Raw genomic sequence first — 17,195 nt, forward strand, 5'->3', positions numbered from 1 at the left:
CCGTAACGCACTAGCAAAGTAAATCCTAAGTTTAATACAGCGCTTTCGTTTTAGTAATGTATGACTTGAATGCGCCTGCTGTACTACAAGAGTCCGTTAGAACGGCGTGCAGACAGCAGGCGAGCTTTTATCACCCTACTAAAGGGTCATAAATGGCTCATCTTCCTGGCCTGTAAACGTGTACACATTGTAAGGGCTTTCTTGTGGCCCCGGCATACCCGGTGTGCCAATGGGCATACCCGCCAAACCGATACCGTCAATATCGGGTTGTTCCTCAAACAGCGCCTGCACGGCTTCCATTGGAACGTGGCCTTCGATCCAATACTCGCCCATCTCAATGGTATGGCATGAACCCAGGCCATAGGGCACGCCTGCCTGCTGCTTAATATCACCCAGCTCTACATCGTCAATAATCGTCACTTCTACGCCGAGCTCTTCAAGATGGCGTGCATAAGCGTCACAGCAGCCGCACTGGGGGTTTTGGTAAAGCGTGGCTTCATCCGGCAATGCGGCCTGAGCCGAGGCGGCTCCTAGGGCCAAAACACTAGATAAAACCGTAGCGGTAAATCGCTTCATGAGCGGTCTCCTTGAGGTGCGTGGCTAAACAAGTACTTGACTAACGAGGCGATACCCAGCCCTATCAACAGTAAAAAAGTGAGCGGCATTAACCAACCAAACCAACTCATGGAGCTCATAAAAGCAAAACAATCTGCGTTCATCATGGTTAGTCTCCTAACAAGTCAGTAAGTAATAACGCTGTAAGCATACAACCTTGGGGTTACCCTAAGGTCAAGCCTTGCAACCTTGCGGACAACGAAAGGTTGCTACAGATCATATTTTGCCCGCTGGGTTCAGGCTCGTTTCAGGTTAACACCGTATAAAAAACGGGTGACAATCACCCCTGAGGGAAATAACCATGCGCAAAACCACTTTAACAACGTCTTTGTTTGCCCTTTCAGTAAGTCTGGTAACCAGCGCCGCATGGGCTGCGCCCGGCCACGGCGGTGGTGACAATAACCTAACCAAGGCTCAACCGAATCAGTTTTAGCGCCTCCGCGATGAAGTAACAATATCCATTCAACCCTGAAAAACATAAGGATACGGTATGCAAAAGAAGAAGAGTTCGCTCCCTATCATTCACGCTTCCTTAGCAACGCTGTTGCTGTCGCTAGCAATCCCGGCACTGGCCCATGAAGGCCTCGCAAACACTTTACCGAGGGATGGCGTCACCATTCAGGATTCCCCAGCAGAGATTGGCATCGAGTTTGGTGGCATGATGCGCATCACCCAGTTTGAAGTGACAGGCCCAAACGGCCCCGTTCCTCTTGATGGTCAGCCAGGCAGTGAACAGGTCGATCGCTACTTCGTAAAGCCCAGTGACACTCTTTCGGCTGGGGATTACCAGGTGCGCTGGCGTGGCCTATCGGATGACGGGCACATGATGTCCGACGGTTTTAACTTCTCGGTCGAGCCCTGACCCGTGGCCTGGTGGTTCTCCGTAAATAGCCTCGACGTCTGGACCGTCGCGATGATTCTCGTGGCGGCTGGGGTTTACCTTAGTGCCCTAGTCGCGACGGGGGCCGTGTTGTTTCGTCTAGCGTTTCCCCGACTCCCTGATCACGACCGGAGGCGCGTCGCCCGCATGGGCGTCTTTGCTGCCTGGGCGGGGGTCATTCTGATTCTGTTCCAGTGGCCTTTAGAAGCTGGTTACCTTGGGGGCGGCAATATCGCTGCTGCAACCAACCCAATGCTGCTCGGAATCGTGTTTGAGGGTGCGTCCGGGGGCCGGCTAATGCTGGCGGTAGCTGGCTTGCTGCTGGTTCAGGCGATTCAGCTTAATAACTTAGCGCTCTCGAAAACAGCCAACAGCGTGAGCCTAGTAGGCGTTTTATTGGTGATGCTGGCATTCGTGCAGGTGGGGCATACAGTAAACACCCCACGCCTCGTTCTGGCTGGCTTGCTGATCGTTCACCTGATGGCGGCAGCATTTTGGGTGGCCTCGCTTTGGCCGCTGTTCCATTTAGTAGGACGGGGTCACAACCAGGACAATACCGCCCACATTCTGACCCGTTTCGGGAAAATCGCCATGGGCGGAGTCGGCTTGTTGGTACTCGCGGGCGTCACTTTGGCCACGCTGCTAACAGGCGGTCTCACACCCCTGCTCACCACGGCATATGGACAGCTCTTGATCGGCAAGGTATTGATTGTGGCGGCGCTACTGTTATTTGCTGCCGCGAACAAGTGGCGGCTTGTGCCGGCCTTTGAGAGCGGCGACGCAACAGCCCCAGGACGGTTACAGAGAAGTATTGCACTGGAGATGGTGCTGGTCGCGGTTATCTTGTTGATCACGGCAGTGCTGACAAGAGTGTCATCACCGAATGGGTGACTAACCCGCGCTCGGCACCTTCTGCAGGGTCAGCAGCTGCTGGAACGGCTTGTCGCGGCGGAAGTTCTCGATGGCGTCATAGTCGCTCATGCCCAGACACAGCAGGCCCAGGTAGCTCTTGATCACGTCACTGGTGCGCATGCCCAGCGTGGTGGGGAAGCGGCTGTCGATGCTGTCGACGCCAGCGATCTCGAAGCATTGCCCGATGATGGACAGCCCGGCGTGGCTGGTGAGGGTGCGGCGACTGGCGCGGAACTTTATGTTGGGCATGGCACTGTCTGGGTGAATGGCGATAATGGCTATATTGCCATGCAGGTCAGTGGGTTAGAAGTGCTTCCGGGGGCCGGTCTCACGGATTCAGGGTAATGTATGACTTGAATGCGCCTGCTGTACTACAAGAGTCCGTTAGAACGGCGTGCAGACAGCAGGCGAGCTTTTATCACCCTACTAAAGGGTCATAAATGGCTCATCTTCCTGGCCTGTAAACGTGTACACATTGTAAGGGCTTTCTTGTGGCCCCGGCATACCCGGTGTGCCAATGGGCATACCCGCCAAACCGATACCGTCAATATCGGGTTGTTCCTCAAACAGCGCCTGCACGGCTTCCATTGGAACGTGGCCTTCGATCCAATACTCGCCCATCTCAATGGTATGGCATGAACCCAGGCCATAGGGCACGCCTGCCTGCTGCTTAATATCACCCAGCTCTACATCGTCAATAATCGTCACTTCTACGCCGAGCTCTTCAAGATGGCGTGCATAAGCGTCACAGCAGCCGCACTGGGGGTTTTTATACAATGTTGCCTCTGGCGGTAACGCCGCCTGGGCGGAGACCGCCCCAAGCAGCATGGAACCAGAGAGTAAAAGCTTGGTGCTCATATGTTGCATTATTTTCAACTCCTTAGCGTGAACGACTGAAGAGGTACTTGGCCAGCGAAGCGATCGCCAAGCCAATTAATAACAGCATGGCCAGGGGCATCAACCAGCCTAGCCACCCCATTGACCCCATAAAAGCAAAACATTCCGCGTTCATCATGACATCACTCCTGGTTTATGCCTTGAGCGAAGATGGCGCTACTTAAGATACTGAGGATTGCAGCCCGACCAATGGCAAAGTTCATCCTGTGCTTAACCATGATATTTCCCCTCATCATGTTGCTGGTCGAGACATCGCCTTATCCATTAAAAATGGAAGAAGGCGGAGTTAGCTTTCGTTATAAGCCTACAACCTATAGGTGGCCCAAAGGTAAAGGAGAAGCCGATCCCAATACCTAAGTGTTGTCACAGATCATTTTTTCCGCCATTTTCAGCCCTGCTTCAGGTTGGCACGCTATAACACCTACACATTTCTTTGAAGATTCATACGACGCCATGCGCCTTGTTCGCCAAACAGGGAAAATGAACGATGTAAGAAGGCTCAACCGAATCAGTTTTAGCGCCTCCGCGATGAAGTAACAATATCCATTCAACCCTGAAAAACATAAGGATACGGTATGCAAAAGAAGAAGAGTTCGCTCCCTATCATTCACGCTTCCTTAGCAACGCTGTTGCTGTCGCTAGCAATCCCGGCACTGGCCCATGAAGGCCTCGCAAACACTTTACCGAGGGATGGCGTCACCATTCAGGATTCCCCAGCAGAGATTGGCATCGAGTTTGGTGGCATGATGCGCATCACCCAGTTTGAAGTGACAGGCCCAAACGGCCCCGTTCCTCTTGATGGTCAGCCAGGCAGTGAACAGGTCGATCGCTACTTCGTAAAGCCCAGTGACACTCTTTCGGCTGGGGATTACCAGGTGCGCTGGCGTGGCCTATCGGATGACGGGCACATGATGTCCGACGGTTTTAACTTCTCGGTCGAGCCCTGACCCGTGGCCTGGTGGTTCTCCGTAAATAGCCTCGACGTCTGGACCGTCGCGATGATTCTCGTGGCGGCTGGGGTTTACCTTAGTGCCCTAGTCGCGACGGGGGCCGTGTTGTTTCGTCTAGCGTTTCCCCGACTCCCTGATCACGACCGGAGGCGCGTCGCCCGCATGGGCGTCTTTGCTGCCTGGGCGGGGGTCATTCTGATTCTGTTCCAGTGGCCTTTAGAAGCTGGTTACCTTGGGGGCGGCAATATCGCTGCTGCAACCAACCCAATGCTGCTCGGAATCGTGTTTGAGGGTGCGTCCGGGGGCCGGCTAATGCTGGCGGTAGCTGGCTTGCTGCTGGTTCAGGCGATTCAGCTTAATAACTTAGCGCTCTCGAAAACAGCCAACAGCGTGAGCCTAGTAGGCGTTTTATTGGTGATGCTGGCATTCGTGCAGGTGGGGCATACAGTAAACACCCCACGCCTCGTTCTGGCTGGCTTGCTGATCGTTCACCTGATGGCGGCAGCATTTTGGGTGGCCTCGCTTTGGCCGCTGTTCCATTTAGTAGGACGGGGTCACAACCAGGACAATACCGCCCACATTCTGACCCGTTTCGGGAAAATCGCCATGGGCGGAGTTGGCGTGTTGGTACTGGCGGGCGTCACTTTGGCCACGCTGCTAACAGGCGGTCTCACACCCCTGCTCACCACGGCATATGGACAGTTCTTGATCGGCAAAGTATTGATTGTCGCGGTGCTGCTGTTATTTGCTGCCGCGAACAAGTGGCGGCTTGTACCTGCCTTTGAGAGCGGCGATGCAACAGCCCCACGACGTTTGCAGCGCAGTATTGCGCTGGAGGTGGTGCTGGTCGTGGTTATCCTGCTGATCACGGCGGTGCTGACAAGGGTGACATCACCGAATGGGTGACTAACAGGTCAACCACCTTGTTGAGCCGTTCCAGAGCTCGAAATTAACGGTCTCCTTCTTATGGGCCTTACGGTGACTGCTCCCCGCCCTAAGCGCTGACGCGCCACGGGCGAGGCTTCCCACTTCTCAGGCAGCTGCCGACGATGTGCCGGACTTACGCAAGCCTCCATGGGCAGAGACGGACAGCCCTTCCGCCTTCAGCTCGATAATGCCTTGATGCTTGATGTTCAGCGCCGCGTTGATGTCCCGGTCGTGCTGTGTGTGGCAGGCGGGGCACTCCCACGACCGGACGTTCAACGGTATGGCGTCCATCTTGTGCTGGCAGACATGGCAGGTCTTGGAACTGGCAAACCACGGATCAATCTTGACCAGATGCTTGCCCTGCTCCCTGACCTTGTAGTCCAGCTTGGTCATCAAGGCATGCCAGGACGCATCGCCGATGTGCTTGGCGATGCAGGTGTTTTTCATCATGTTGCTGACCTTCAGCGTCTCGACGATCACCGCTTGATTATCGTCAACGATCTGTCGAGAGAGCTTGTGCTGGAAGTCGTTGCGGGCATTGGCGACCCGCTCATACGCCTTGGCGACGAGTAACCGTGCCTTGGCCCGGCGGGCGCTGCCCTTCTTCGTGCGTGACAATGCCTGCTGTTTGCGCTTGAGGTTCTTCTGCGCCTGCTTGAGGAAGCGCGGATTGGCGACCTTGCGGCCATTTGAGTCGATAGCAAGATGGGATAGCCCCATGTCCAGTCCGACGACGCGAGAGGTATCAACGTCCATGGTCGGCACGGGGGTCGCCTGGTCGGTATCAAAGAGCAGCGAGGCGTAGTGCTTGCCGGTGACCGTGCGCGACAGCGTGATGCTCTTGAGCTTGCCGTCAACAGGCCGGTGAACTTTGGCCTTGATCGGCCCCAGTTTGGGCACCTTGATCCAGTTGTCGCCGGCCTTGACGCCGACGCAGTGATAGCTGGACTGCTTGCCCCGCTTGCTCTTGAAGCGCGGATAGCCGGCCTTCTGCTTGGGGTCGAAGAAGCGCTGGAAGGCATGATCAAGGTTGATGCAAGACTGCTGGAGCGCCATGGAATCCGCCTCTTTCAGCCAGCCGTACTTGCGCGATTTCTTGGCCACCGGCAGCAGCTTCTTGATGTCGTGCTTGGCGCTCAGCGACTGCCCGTGACGCTTGTAGCGATGCGACATGATGCGAAGGCCGGTGTTGTAGCAGAAACGTACCGCACCGAACTGGCGGTTCAGGAACTCCGCCTGCTCGGTCGTGGGATAGATGCGTACCTTGGTGGCCTTCAGCATGTCAGTGCTCACTGCTATAATAGCCAGAGATTAAGGACTATAACGAGGAATGTAAAGTGAGTGTGTATGAAAGTTATCGGCGAGGGCGGCATAGCGTCACTCGGCTAGTCGTCCACCTTGTTTTTACGACGAAGTATCGGCGCAAAGTGTTCGACGGCTACATGATAGGGCAGCTCCGAGAGGCATTTGAATCAGCTTGCGAAAAACTCGACTGCCGCATCCTTGAGTTCGATGGTGAAGAAGACCATGTTCACCTGCTCGTGGAGTATCCGCCGAAGCTGTCGATCAGTGTGCTGGTCAACAATTTGAAATCCACGTCGTCCCGACGGGTGCGGTTCTTGAATGCCCATATTCCGCGCCTCAGCAAGAGCGCCGTGCTGTGGTCGAGATCGTATTTCGCTTGTAGCGCAGGCGGAGCCACTATCGAGACGCTCAAGGCTTATGTGCAGGGACAGAAGACACCAGAATAGGGCCGCTTGTGCGGCCCCCGCTTACCTCCCCGCCCGAGTGGGCGAGGGTTCACGCGGGTTTTTGCTGAGGTTTAGGCGGAGGCTGCCATAGGCAATTGCACCAACAAGACGAAAAGTCATTGCTGCAGCGTTGACTCTAATCAGGGGGGCAGGATCCATCATCATGTTAGAAATGCTTTTGGGTAGCAGGCCATATTTTTACGTTAGGTTCAGACTCGTTTCAGGCTAACACCGTATAAATAAGCAGTGACAACAACCCTTTTGAGGTAAATGACCATGCGCAACACCATTTTAACAACTCCTTTGCTTGCTCTTTCACTAAGCCTAGTAACAAGCGCGGCATGGGCTGCACCCGGCCACGGCGGTGGTGGCAATAACCTAACCGAGGCTGACGTTGACCGCACGATCAGCCTTGAGGCTGGCGATATGTGGTTCGACCCTGAAGAGCTAGAACTGGCGGCTGGGGAGGTGGTTAAATTTGAAATCACCAACACCGGCAATTTAGAGCATGAATTTGTGATTGGTAGCAAAGAAGCCCAAGAAGAACATCGCCAGATGATGCTAAACATGGCCAATGGCGGAGGCCATGACATGTCAAATATGGCACACGGTGAAGGCCACGATATGTCCAATATGTCAAACGGCGATGGTCACGATATGGCCAATATGAGCATGGCAGGGGTGACCATTGCACCTGGCGAGACTGGGTCTCTATTATGGCGTGTTCCTGATAATGTTAACGAGCTAGAGTATGCCTGTAACATTCCCGGCCATTATGAATCCGGCATGTACGGTAATTTTTCTCTCTAATCTGACGCAGACCCATGAAACTGTTGCTACTCGAAGATGATGATTTGCTGGCAGAAAGCTTGGCAGAGAGTCTCAAGGACAACGGTTACCTTGTCGACTTGGCCGCTTCATTGAAAGCGGCCAAGTCGCTGATGGCAACCGAGCATTATAAACTGGCGATCTTAGATGTCGGTTTGCCCGACGGCTCAGGGCTGGATCTGCTCGCCCAGTGGCGCAGGCAAAAACGCGACACGCCTATTTTGATCCTGACGGCGCGCGATACCTGGGAAGATAAAGTTATCGGACTTGAAACCGGAGCCGATGACTATCTCACCAAGCCTTTCCACGAAGCCGAACTTATGGCTCGCCTGAAGGCCTTGTTGCGTAGGCAGTCTGGTCAGTTATCTCCGGTGATTACGCTTAACGGTGTCTCGTTGGATGAGGCGGGTCAACGCGTGTGCTTAGAAGGAGAAACGTGGCGTTCGCTAACAGCAACGGAGTTTCGATTACTGCGCTACTTAATGCTGCATCCTGATCGCATTCACTCGAAAGAGCAGCTACTAGAGCAGCTCTATGCATTGGATCAGGATGCCGCCGCGCCTAACTTGGTGGAAGTCTACATCGCTCGTCTGCGCCGTTATCTCGGTAAATCAGTCATTCAAACGCGACGTGGTCAGGGGTATTTCTTTGCTTCACATTGATAGACGCAGTTTACGTATTCGACTACTCGCCTGGCTAGCCCGGATTTCTCATGAGGGGATAAAAGAAAGCGGCTGAAAGTGCTATAGTTTCAGGACCTTACACCGTTCACCAAGCACCAACAGCCGCTATCCAAAATGGTACCTGAAAAACTGACCTTCTCGCCACTGTCTCGCCGTCAAATTGAAGCCGATTTCTCCGGTGGTCATATCACCTCCGATGCCGGCCTGCTTTTGCTTCGCGAAGTCGACAACCAACACCAGCTCACTCAGCGCCTGGCTACGGTGCTGGACGATGCCCGTAATCCGGTACTGGTTCGCCACAAGCTTCAAACCATGATCCGGCAACGGGTCTTTGGCGTAGCCGCCGGATACGAAGATCTGAACGATCACGAAACGTTACGCGCTGACCAGGCACTTCAGACCGCGACTGGCGAAGAGGCCATTCTGGCGGGCAAATCAACACTGTGCCGAATGGAGCAGCGCGTAGACCGGCAGGCCGTGGTCAAGGCCCACGAACTGCTGTGGCATCACTTCATTGAACAGCACGAGACTCCACCCAAGGAAATTGTGCTGGATTTTGATGGCACCGACGTTCCGGTGCATGGCGACCAGCCCGGCAAGTTCTTTAACGCCTACTACAATCACCATTGTTACTTCCCACTGTACGTGTTCTGCGGTCGCCATCTGCTGGTGAACTACCTGCGCACCAGCAACCGAAGCGACAGCCGCCACAGCTGGGCCATTCTGGCCCTGCTGGTGAAATTCATCCGGCAGTACTGGACGAATACCCGCATCGTGTTCCGGGGTGACAGCGGCTTTTACCGTCCCCGATTGCTGAGCTGGTGCGACCGGAACAACGTGGACTATCTGGTGGGCCTCAGCAAGAACAGCCGGCTGCTCAAGGAGGTAGACGTACCCTCGATGCTGGTTCGCAAGGCTCACAACGAACTGGGTGAAAAAGTCTGCGCCACCTATCGATTCCAGTACCAGGCCCACACCTGGAAACACCCCCGCTGGGTGATCGCGCGTCTGGAGGAGGGCGAACTGGGTGCCAACCCCAGGTTCATTCTCAGCTCCCGTTACGACGACGGCGTTAAACTCTACTACGAGCAATACTGTGCCCGGGGTGACATGGAAAACCGGATCAAGGATCAGCAGTTGTGTCTGTTCGCAGATCGCACCTCCAGCACGCGGTGGTGGACCAATCAGTGGCGGTTGCTCTTATCGGGCTTTGCCTACACGTTGTTCGAGCGATTACGGGCCCACTTGAAGAAGACCCCCTTCGAGAGAATGAGCGCCAGTAACCTGCGGCTGAAGCTGATCAAGGTGGGCGCGGTCATCATTCGCAACACTCGACGCATACGGGTGTTGATGAGCGATGCCTATCCTTACAAAGACGAACTCTCTGACCTGGTGCGTCAACTGGTTCCGGAATAGAAGCCTGGGCTCCCCCGGCCCGACTCAATGGGGGAAAGGGGGCCGTGTGTCCGGACAACAGAAATTGATCAGTTATTAATCAATCGCGGCCGCAAATGAGCGGTAGTGGCGGTAACCTGCACAGTCTGCGAGACTTGCCGGGGACCTATGAGAAATCCGGGCTAGGAGTCTGCGCGGCAGAAACGTTTTGAGCCCTCGTTTCCGCCAGACCGGATCATTGTCTGGCCGGAAGGAGTGTTCGCGATATCGGATCGGCTCCATCATCGCTTTCGATCCAGCCAGTTAACCGGTTAAAAGGGGCATCGCAGGGCCCCAGCTGTACCTACCGTGAGCCAAAGGCTGCCTCAGCGACTTATGCCAACCTCATCAGTGAACTCATGCGCCTGAGATTGAGCGACAGACAGACAAGATCCCATTCACCCTGCACCGCCTGAAGGCCCCGCAAGCCGAACTGCCGGAAGCCCAGGACATTCTTGATCCAGCCATTCACCGCCTCAACCATGTGCTTGTGCTGAGCGTAGACTGCTCGCCCCTCCGCCGTGGTAAGCTTCTCCTCCATGCGGGCCGTCGCCGGGTACCGGCTCGCGTTTATATCTCCGGTTTTTTTGCCTTCCCGGCGCAGCGAGACGTAGCCATCTATGCCTTTTGTCTCCAATGCCTGCAAGTCTTCCTCTTTGCGATAACCCGCATCAGCCAGACATTGGCCTGGGTAACTTCCCAGAGTTTCTTTTACCTCGCCCAGCAGCGGCACCAGACAGCCGTTATCACTGGGGTTGTTACCCTGGCGGTTGCCCACGATGATCTGGAACTCGCCATCCACGGCCAGTTGGCCGTTATAGCATTGCTGGAACCCATCATTCGTTTTCATGATCCGGCTTTGGGGGTCGGTAAAGTTACTCTGAGCCTTGTCCTCCGGAACTCCATAATCTCTCTTGAAGTTCCGGCCACCCTTGGGTGAGCGGCGATCATCGTCTGGATGCCGGCCTTTGGCCTCATCTTGCGTTTTTTGATCCGCTTCCAGTTTCTCCTTCGCTGCCCGGATCTTGTCCAGCCGCCCCTGACGGTGCTGAAGCTCTTCGGGTAACTCGTCGCCCCGCTGATCCGGGCCAAACTGTTGGTCTTCCGATTCATCCACACGGCGAGCCTGGCCACAAAGCTCATCAACCTCTTTTGACAGACGGGCTTCTTCCTCCCGCATGCGGTCATAGCTCATGGCCTTGTGCTTACTGGCGTTGGCCCGGACCTTGGTGCCATCAATCGCCAGCGTACCGAGAGTAACCAATTCCGCTTCCTGGGCGATCCGGACCACCTGAATAAATACGGCCTTGAACGCAGCCAGGTGTTGCTTGCGAAAATCGCAGATAGTGCGGTGTCTGGGGAAATTGCCAGCCGCCAGGACCCGAAGGGCGACATCTTCTTCCAACTTCCGGGCGATCTTTCGTGATGAAAACACGCCGGTCGCGTACGCATAGATCAACACCTTCAACATCATCCGCGGATCGAAAGGCGAGTTGCGCCGACCGCTCCCTTCATACCGGGCGTAGAAGGCACTCAGATCCAGTTCCTCGACCACGTCACTGATGAAATAGGCCAGATGCCCTTCGGGCAGCCACTCGTTCAGGCTCGGGGGAAGAAGCAGTTCCTGATCAGGTGAATAGGGGCGGAAGGTGGTTCCCATCGGATTCTCCGGTGCTGAAGAATTTTTACGTATTATGCCAGAAGGTGGCTCCTGCCGCGCAGACTCCTAGCATAGGCCGGTAACAAACTGTCGAAACCGGCAAGAAGTCCCATTGTGGCAGCTCCTTGTATAAGGCGGCGCCTGGACACACCTGCATAGAAATGTCTATCGCTCATAGGTTGCTCCTAAAACCATGTATATACAGCTTCTCGCGTTCGTGGCTCGATTGTTGACGCTACCCGGTGCAACTGAAATCAAACTGAAAAGTCGACCGGTAACCCCCCATTTTTAACGGGTTGCTGTTTTTCTGGGGAGTTGCCGTTACTGGTACAATCCATGGCAGACTGGCGAAACTTTCCCACCTCGAAAAACGGCGCTTACAAATGAAAATTCTGATTGTTGAGGACAATGCGGTACTTGCCAAAAGAATATCGGACTGGCTTGCGCAGGCGCACTACACAGTCGATATCGCCAAAACCGGCAAAGAAGCGGACTCGTTGATTGAAACAAGCTCCTACCAGGCCGTTATTCTCGATATCGGACTGCCCGATGAAAATGGACTGTCTTTAATGCAAAGATGGAGAAAAAACGGGAAAAAAGAGGCCATCCTTATTCTGACCGCACGCTCCAACTGGACTGAGAGAGTAGAAGGGTTGAACGCGGGTGCCGACGATTACCTTCCCAAACCGTTTGAGTTTGATGAACTGAAAGCCCGGCTCAGTGCGATTATCCGCAGAAAGGACGGCAGAACGACAGACCAGATCAGCGTCGACGGATTTCATCTCAACGCCACCTACCGAACGCTTACCACGCCCGACCAGAAAGAGTTCAGACTGACAGCTACGGAATTCCGCCTTTTGCAGTGTTTCCTCCGTTCACCGGACCGGGTGTTTTCCCAGGACGACCTGGTTGAAACCCTCTACAACATAGAAAGATGCCCCACCAGAAATGTTGTTCAGGTCTATATAGCCAGGCTCAGAAAAATAATAGGGGGCAATAAAATCAAGACTTTGCGTGGCCAGGGCTACTTCTTCGAAAAAGATCCTAACCGCTGAACGCCCGAGTGAACCAACCAGGTTAAAATATGTCTGCTCCGAAAAGTATCCGCAGAACAGCCATTCAGTATGGGGCTGTTTTCAGCCTCGTATATTTTACTCTGATATTCTTTTCACACACCTACGTGATAAAGCAACTATCGGACGAGTCCAGGAAGCAACACCTGAACAAAGAGCTGGGAAACTTTCAGGCAATCATTGAGGCTGAATCCCCCACAACCGACGACCTCAGCAACATGATCAATCAGTTTGAAATGCTTCTGGGGCATGCCATCGTCATCGAAACGGCTAGCGGAAGCGTCCTGGCGAGCCCGAACTTTGACCAGAGCCAACTGCAGGGCGCTGCAGAGAAGCCCGAGGGTTTCATCCACATAGCGCAGGGTGCGAACACGCTTTTCGGGCTCAAACGCATTTTCTCCGCCAGTGAAAAACTGGCCTCAATCACCGTTCTTGAAACCGAGGGGGCGCTCTCTGAACGACCGCTGAAGGCCCACCTGACATTGCTCGGTGCCTCGGCCGTTCTTCTGGCGATACTGCTGGCACTGATTGGAACCACCACACATCTGACGTTAAAGCCCATCAGTAGGATAAAAGAGGACCTGAGACGGCTCCAATCCGGGAAACAAAGTCGTCTGAACCCTCACGTGCCGGAAGAGTTTCGTCCGCTGATCCGGCAGCTCAATGATTTGCTCGAGCTGTCAAACCGGCGGCTGGACCGCCACCGCCGCCTGAATTCCGATCTCTCTCACCTGGTCAAAACCTCTATTTCTGCCAATCTTGCCATTTTGTCGGATATCGATACCTTGCCTCCGTCCCGGGAGGATGTTGTGTTTATGGCCTCTAACTTGCGGGAGCTTGACAAATCCCTGAAATACCGGATGAGCAAAGCAGACATATCAGGCAGACAGATGGGACGGACGTGCATGCCGGTTGAAATCACGGCAAGTGTCATCACCGTTATGGAAAAAATCTTCCCTGACACGGTTTTTCGCCTCCACACCAACTTACCTGAAAACTTCAGCTGGCCAATGGAGCGACAGGATCTTTCAGAGCTACTTGGCAATTTACTCGAAAATGGCGGGAAGTGGTGCCAGACAACCGTCGACGTTACAATCGCCCGCACGTCATCAGGACTCTCCATAGAAGTAGCGGACGATGGCCCCGGAATTTCTCCCGAGGCGGCAGCCACTGTCATGAACAGGGGTACCAGGCTGGATGAAACGGTCGCCGGTTTCGGGCTCGGATTGTCCATCGTGTCCGAGATTGTCGAAGACAACCTCGGACAGATGAACATGGGTACCTCAAAAAACGGAGGAGCCAGCATTGTCATTCTACTGCCACTTCCGGATTAGAAAACCTCCAGAAAGGCAACCGTCGATGACGCAGCGCGGCTTCTCCCATTTTTTACCGTTGGATATCACTCACCTTGGCTCTTGAAAAGCGACCGAACAGAACCGGCAAAACAAAGAGTGTCAGGAAAGTTGCAGTCACGAGACCACCAACAATCACGCTGGCCAGTGGCTTCTGGATTTCAGCACCCACGCCCGTCGACAACAGCATCGGTATCAAACCGAGTGCCGAGGTTATTGCTGTCATCAAGACAGGACGTAAACGGGAGACGGCACCTTCAAACACCGCGGCATCCATGCTCAACCCATCCTGTATTCGCTGATTGATGCTTTCGACCATGACGACCCCGTTAAGCACCGCCACACCAAACAGTGTGATAAATCCAACGGAACTGGGGACTGAAAGGTACTGGCCGGAAATCCAGAGCGAAAAGACGCCACCAATGACAGCAAGCGGCACGTTGACAAGGATTAACAGTGCCTGACCAACCGAACTGAAAGCAAAGTACAGCAACAGCGCAATCAGGCCCAGAGATACAGGGACCACAATGGTCAATCGTTTCTGAGCTCGCTGCTGGTTTTCAAACTGACCACCAATATCCACCGAATAGCCGGGGGGAAGGTTCACTTCTGACGCGATAACATCCTGAATATCGGCAACCACACTGCCCATGTCACGACCCTGCACATTAGACTGAATGACCACACGGCGCTGAACGTCATCGCGGCGCACCTGAGGCGGACCGGACTGAATAGAGATATCGGCAACATCACCAAGTCTCACCCAGGCTCCGGACGGCGCCTGTAACCTGAGATCGGCAATGGCATCCCGGTCTTCCCGGAAACGTTTGGCCAGACGCACATAGATATCATACCGCTCGTTGCCGTTGATGATCTGGCCCGCAGCGGCACCACCCAGTCCGTCCCGGACGACACTCATCACATCAGACACGGCGAGTCCGTACCGGGAGAGTGCCTGACGGTCTGGCTGAACCACCAACTGCGCTTCACCGGCAATCTGCTCCATGGCCACGTCCCGGGTCCCCTGAACAGTTCGGACCGCCGCTTCGATCTGTTGGCCTTTCTCGGCCAGCACCTTGAGATCCGGGCCAAAGAGTTTGATGGCCAACTGCGCGCGGACACCAGACAACAATTCGTCAACCCGAGTTGCAATAGGCTGAGAAAAGTTAAACAGTAGCCCCGGGTGCTGTTCGAGCTTCGCCTCAAACAGGGCCTGCAATTCATAGCGATTACTGGCGCTGGTCCACTCGGCTGTTGGCTTGAGGCCAATGTAGATTTCGATGTTGTTGACGGGCTCCGGATCGCCGCCTATTTCCGCCCGCCCCGCCCGGGACAGCGCGTAGGTCACTTCTGGAAATTCCATCAGCATGGCTTCCAGTTTTGGCGCCACTTCAAGCGCCGTATCAAGGCTTGATGAAGGGGCCAGGGTCACCCGGAGGTTAATCGTGCCCTCTTCCAGTTCAGGCACGAACTCCGTGCCGAGTCGTGGCACAACCAGCGCCGCCAGCACAACAAGAACAGCCGCCGCGCCAACAACCACGCGGCTATGCTTCAGTGACCAGGCAAGCCCCATGCGATAGAGCTTTTCCAGGGGTTTTAGAATGAAGCTTTCCCGCTCCCGGATACCCTTACGGAACATGTATGACGCCAGCGCGGGTACAACCACCAGAGCGACGATCACAGCGGACACAATGGCCAGCATGATGCTGATCGCCATTGGCTGGAAAAGCTTGGCTTCCACACCTTCAAAGCTGAATAAAGGCATGAAAACGACCAGGATAATCGCCGTCGCGAAAAAAATTGGTCGCGCCACTTCCCGGCCTGCCTCCTGCAGTCGAAGCGCAATGCCATGGTCATCGTGTGACGCGTCCAATGGGTCAGGGTCGTTTTTCACCAATTCATCCCGACGGGCGTCATGCTCAGCATCCGGATGCGTCAGATGTTTGAACATGTTCTCGACCATAACAACAGAGCCGTCCACCAGCATGCCAATTGCCACAGCAATGCCGCCCAGAGACATCAGGTTGGCCGAGAGACCGAACCAGGCCATGATCATCAGCGCAATACCGATAGAAATCGGTATAGAAAGCAGCACGAGCGTTGCTGCCCGAAGATTCATCAGAAACAGGGCAAGCACGATCGCAATAAACACAAAAGCCAACAGAAGTGCATTGGTCACCGTCTCTACGGCCTTGGTCACCAGATCCGCCTGGTTGTAATAGGGCTCAAAACGAACCCCACTCGGAAGCGCCTGATTTATGCGATCAATGCGGGCCTCGATGCCGTCGATGGTGGCTTTTGTGTTGGCCCCCATTCGTTTGAGTACAATGCCAGAAACCACTTCACCCAGTTGTTCAACCTGACCGGCTTCATCCTTCCGGGTCATGGTTACCGCACCCTGGCGAATTTCAGTGCCCAGCGCTACCTCGGCGACATCGTTCACTGTCACTGTAATGCCATCACTGGTTTTAACGGGCACCTGACGGATCTGCTCGAGCCCCTGCTCGCCATTACCCAGCCAGCCCATACCGCGAATAACCAACTGCTCCTGCCCGCGGCCCATATACCAGCCCCCAACATTGGAGTTGTTGTTCTCCAGGGCTTCCATGACATCGTTCTGTGATAAGTCATAGGACAGCATTCGCGCCGGGTTCAGGTTAACCTGGTACTGGCGGACCTCTCCGCCAAACGACAGGATTTCCGTAACCCCTTCAGCCGGTATCAGCAACAGTTTGACCAGCCAGTCGTGCAAGCTGCGCAATTCCATTGCGTCGTACCCCGAATCCGGGTCCGCTATCAGCAAGTACTGGTAGACCTGGCCAAGACCGGACGTATTCGGCCCCATTTCAGGCACCCCGACCCCGTCCGGAATCAGCTCCCGCGCGGCCTGCAACCGCTCGAAAACCAGTTGGCGCGCGAAATAGATATCCGTGCCCTCTTTAAAGACCACGGTGACACCAGACAACCCGGTTTTGGAGATGGACCGAACCTCCTCAACATCCGGCAACGCATACATCACCGCTTCAATGGGATAGGTGATCAGCTGCTCGACTTCCTCAGCCGCAAGTCCGGGCGCCTCTGTATTAACAGCGACCTGGACGTTTGTAACGTCGGGGAAAGCATCAAGATTCAGTTTTGGTATCTGAAACGCGGCCGTGGCGATAAGCACTGCAAGCGCAATAAGAACCAACAGGCGGTTCTGAACCGCCCAGTCGACAACTCGGTTGAACATA

Annotated in this window: 17 protein-coding genes and 1 pseudogene; 10 read left to right on the top strand and 8 right to left on the bottom strand. The window is 54.7% G+C overall.

Translation table 11 applies throughout. The features are described from left to right. Positions 1–138 precede the first annotated feature (138 nt). Together ACWI0H_RS16740 and ACWI0H_RS16745 are read right to left on the bottom strand one after the other, a co-directional pair. Positions 139–576, bottom strand: a complete 438-nt coding sequence (locus tag ACWI0H_RS16740) for a DUF411 domain-containing protein (protein WP_062363487.1) — start codon at positions 574–576, stop codon at positions 139–141. Beyond that, entirely contained in the window at positions 573–722 is a 150-nt protein-coding gene (locus ACWI0H_RS16745) for a hypothetical protein (protein WP_167348110.1), read from the bottom strand. The genes ACWI0H_RS16740 and ACWI0H_RS16745 overlap by 4 nt, the downstream gene beginning before the upstream one ends. Before the next feature lie 383 nt (positions 723–1,105). Here ACWI0H_RS16745 and ACWI0H_RS16750 point away from each other — a divergent pair, with 383 nt between their 5' ends. Next, positions 1,106–1,477: a copper resistance CopC family protein gene (locus ACWI0H_RS16750; protein ID WP_058577233.1), complete on the top strand. Its 372-nt coding sequence runs from the start codon at positions 1,106–1,108 to the stop codon at positions 1,475–1,477. 51 nt (positions 1,478–1,528) lie between these two features. Continuing rightward, positions 1,529–2,386: a copper resistance D family protein gene (locus ACWI0H_RS16755; protein WP_254842172.1), complete on the top strand. Its 858-nt coding sequence runs from the start codon at positions 1,529–1,531 to the stop codon at positions 2,384–2,386. Positions 2,387–2,392: 6 nt separating this feature from the next. Here the strand turns inward: ACWI0H_RS16755 and ACWI0H_RS16760 are convergent. The 3 genes and pseudogenes from ACWI0H_RS16760 to ACWI0H_RS16770 form a co-directional block, all read right to left on the bottom strand. Next, positions 2,393–2,656, bottom strand: a pseudogene (locus tag ACWI0H_RS16760) (IS1380 family transposase); the annotation flags it as partial. A 177-nt stretch (positions 2,657–2,833) separates the two neighbouring features. Then, on the bottom strand, positions 2,834–3,274 hold the full coding sequence (locus ACWI0H_RS16765; RefSeq protein ID WP_008957442.1) for a DUF411 domain-containing protein: 441 nt from the start codon (positions 3,272–3,274) through the stop codon (positions 2,834–2,836). A gap of 13 nt (positions 3,275–3,287) precedes the next feature. Further along, complete coding sequence (locus tag ACWI0H_RS16770) at positions 3,288–3,422, bottom strand: hypothetical protein (RefSeq protein WP_008957443.1); 135 nt, start codon at positions 3,420–3,422, stop codon at positions 3,288–3,290. 457 nt (positions 3,423–3,879) lie between these two features. On the opposite strand from ACWI0H_RS16770, the gene ACWI0H_RS16775 reads away from it, so the two are divergent. After that, a complete protein-coding gene (locus ACWI0H_RS16775) occupies positions 3,880–4,251 on the top strand; it encodes a copper resistance CopC family protein (RefSeq protein WP_058577233.1) in 372 nt (123 codons plus the stop codon). A gap of 51 nt (positions 4,252–4,302) precedes the next feature. Further along, positions 4,303–5,160 (top strand): copper resistance D family protein, encoded by an 858-nt coding sequence (locus ACWI0H_RS16780; protein WP_485874023.1) that lies wholly within the window; start codon positions 4,303–4,305, stop codon positions 5,158–5,160. Positions 5,161–5,286: 126 nt separating this feature from the next. On the opposite strand, the gene ACWI0H_RS16785 is transcribed toward ACWI0H_RS16780, so the two are convergent. Continuing rightward, positions 5,287–6,462, bottom strand: coding sequence for an RNA-guided endonuclease InsQ/TnpB family protein (locus ACWI0H_RS16785; RefSeq protein ID WP_485874024.1), 1,176 nt, complete (start codon positions 6,460–6,462; stop codon positions 5,287–5,289). Positions 6,463–6,518: 56 nt separating this feature from the next. Between ACWI0H_RS16785 and tnpA the strand changes: the two genes are divergently transcribed. From tnpA to ACWI0H_RS16805, 4 genes are all read left to right on the top strand, one after another. Then, positions 6,519–6,932 carry an IS200/IS605 family transposase gene (gene tnpA / locus ACWI0H_RS16790; RefSeq protein WP_485874025.1) on the top strand — a complete coding sequence of 138 codons (414 nt, stop codon included), beginning with the start codon at positions 6,519–6,521 and terminating at the stop codon, positions 6,930–6,932. A gap of 276 nt (positions 6,933–7,208) precedes the next feature. Next, positions 7,209–7,742 (top strand): cupredoxin domain-containing protein, encoded by a 534-nt coding sequence (locus tag ACWI0H_RS16795; RefSeq protein ID WP_485874026.1) that lies wholly within the window; start codon positions 7,209–7,211, stop codon positions 7,740–7,742. A gap of 14 nt (positions 7,743–7,756) precedes the next feature. Continuing rightward, a complete protein-coding gene (locus ACWI0H_RS16800; protein ID WP_485874027.1) occupies positions 7,757–8,422 on the top strand; it encodes a response regulator transcription factor in 666 nt (221 codons plus the stop codon). A 135-nt stretch (positions 8,423–8,557) separates the two neighbouring features. Next, positions 8,558–9,859: an IS1380 family transposase gene (locus tag ACWI0H_RS16805; RefSeq protein WP_035561701.1), complete on the top strand. Its 1,302-nt coding sequence runs from the start codon at positions 8,558–8,560 to the stop codon at positions 9,857–9,859. A 352-nt stretch (positions 9,860–10,211) separates the two neighbouring features. Here ACWI0H_RS16805 and ACWI0H_RS16810 read toward each other — a convergent pair whose 3' ends face one another. Continuing rightward, the gene (locus ACWI0H_RS16810; protein ID WP_035561699.1) at positions 10,212–11,537 is read right to left on the bottom strand and encodes an IS1182 family transposase; all 1,326 of its coding nucleotides are present in this window, start codon (positions 11,535–11,537) and stop codon (positions 10,212–10,214) included. Positions 11,538–11,920: 383 nt separating this feature from the next. Between ACWI0H_RS16810 and ACWI0H_RS16815 the strand changes: the two genes are divergently transcribed. Together ACWI0H_RS16815 and ACWI0H_RS16820 are read left to right on the top strand one after the other, a co-directional pair. After that, complete coding sequence (locus ACWI0H_RS16815) at positions 11,921–12,592, top strand: response regulator (RefSeq protein ID WP_035561696.1); 672 nt, start codon at positions 11,921–11,923, stop codon at positions 12,590–12,592. Positions 12,593–12,621: 29 nt separating this feature from the next. Continuing rightward, positions 12,622–13,944, top strand: a complete 1,323-nt coding sequence (locus ACWI0H_RS16820) for an ATP-binding protein (protein ID WP_035561693.1) — start codon at positions 12,622–12,624, stop codon at positions 13,942–13,944. 52 nt (positions 13,945–13,996) lie between these two features. Here the strand turns inward: ACWI0H_RS16820 and ACWI0H_RS16825 are convergent, their stop codons facing one another. Then, the gene (locus tag ACWI0H_RS16825; protein ID WP_179916736.1) at positions 13,997–17,194 is read right to left on the bottom strand and encodes an efflux RND transporter permease subunit; all 3,198 of its coding nucleotides are present in this window, start codon (positions 17,192–17,194) and stop codon (positions 13,997–13,999) included. Position 17,195 lies beyond the last annotated feature (1 nt).

This window comes from Halomonas sp. NYA30 (genome assembly GCF_976980765.1).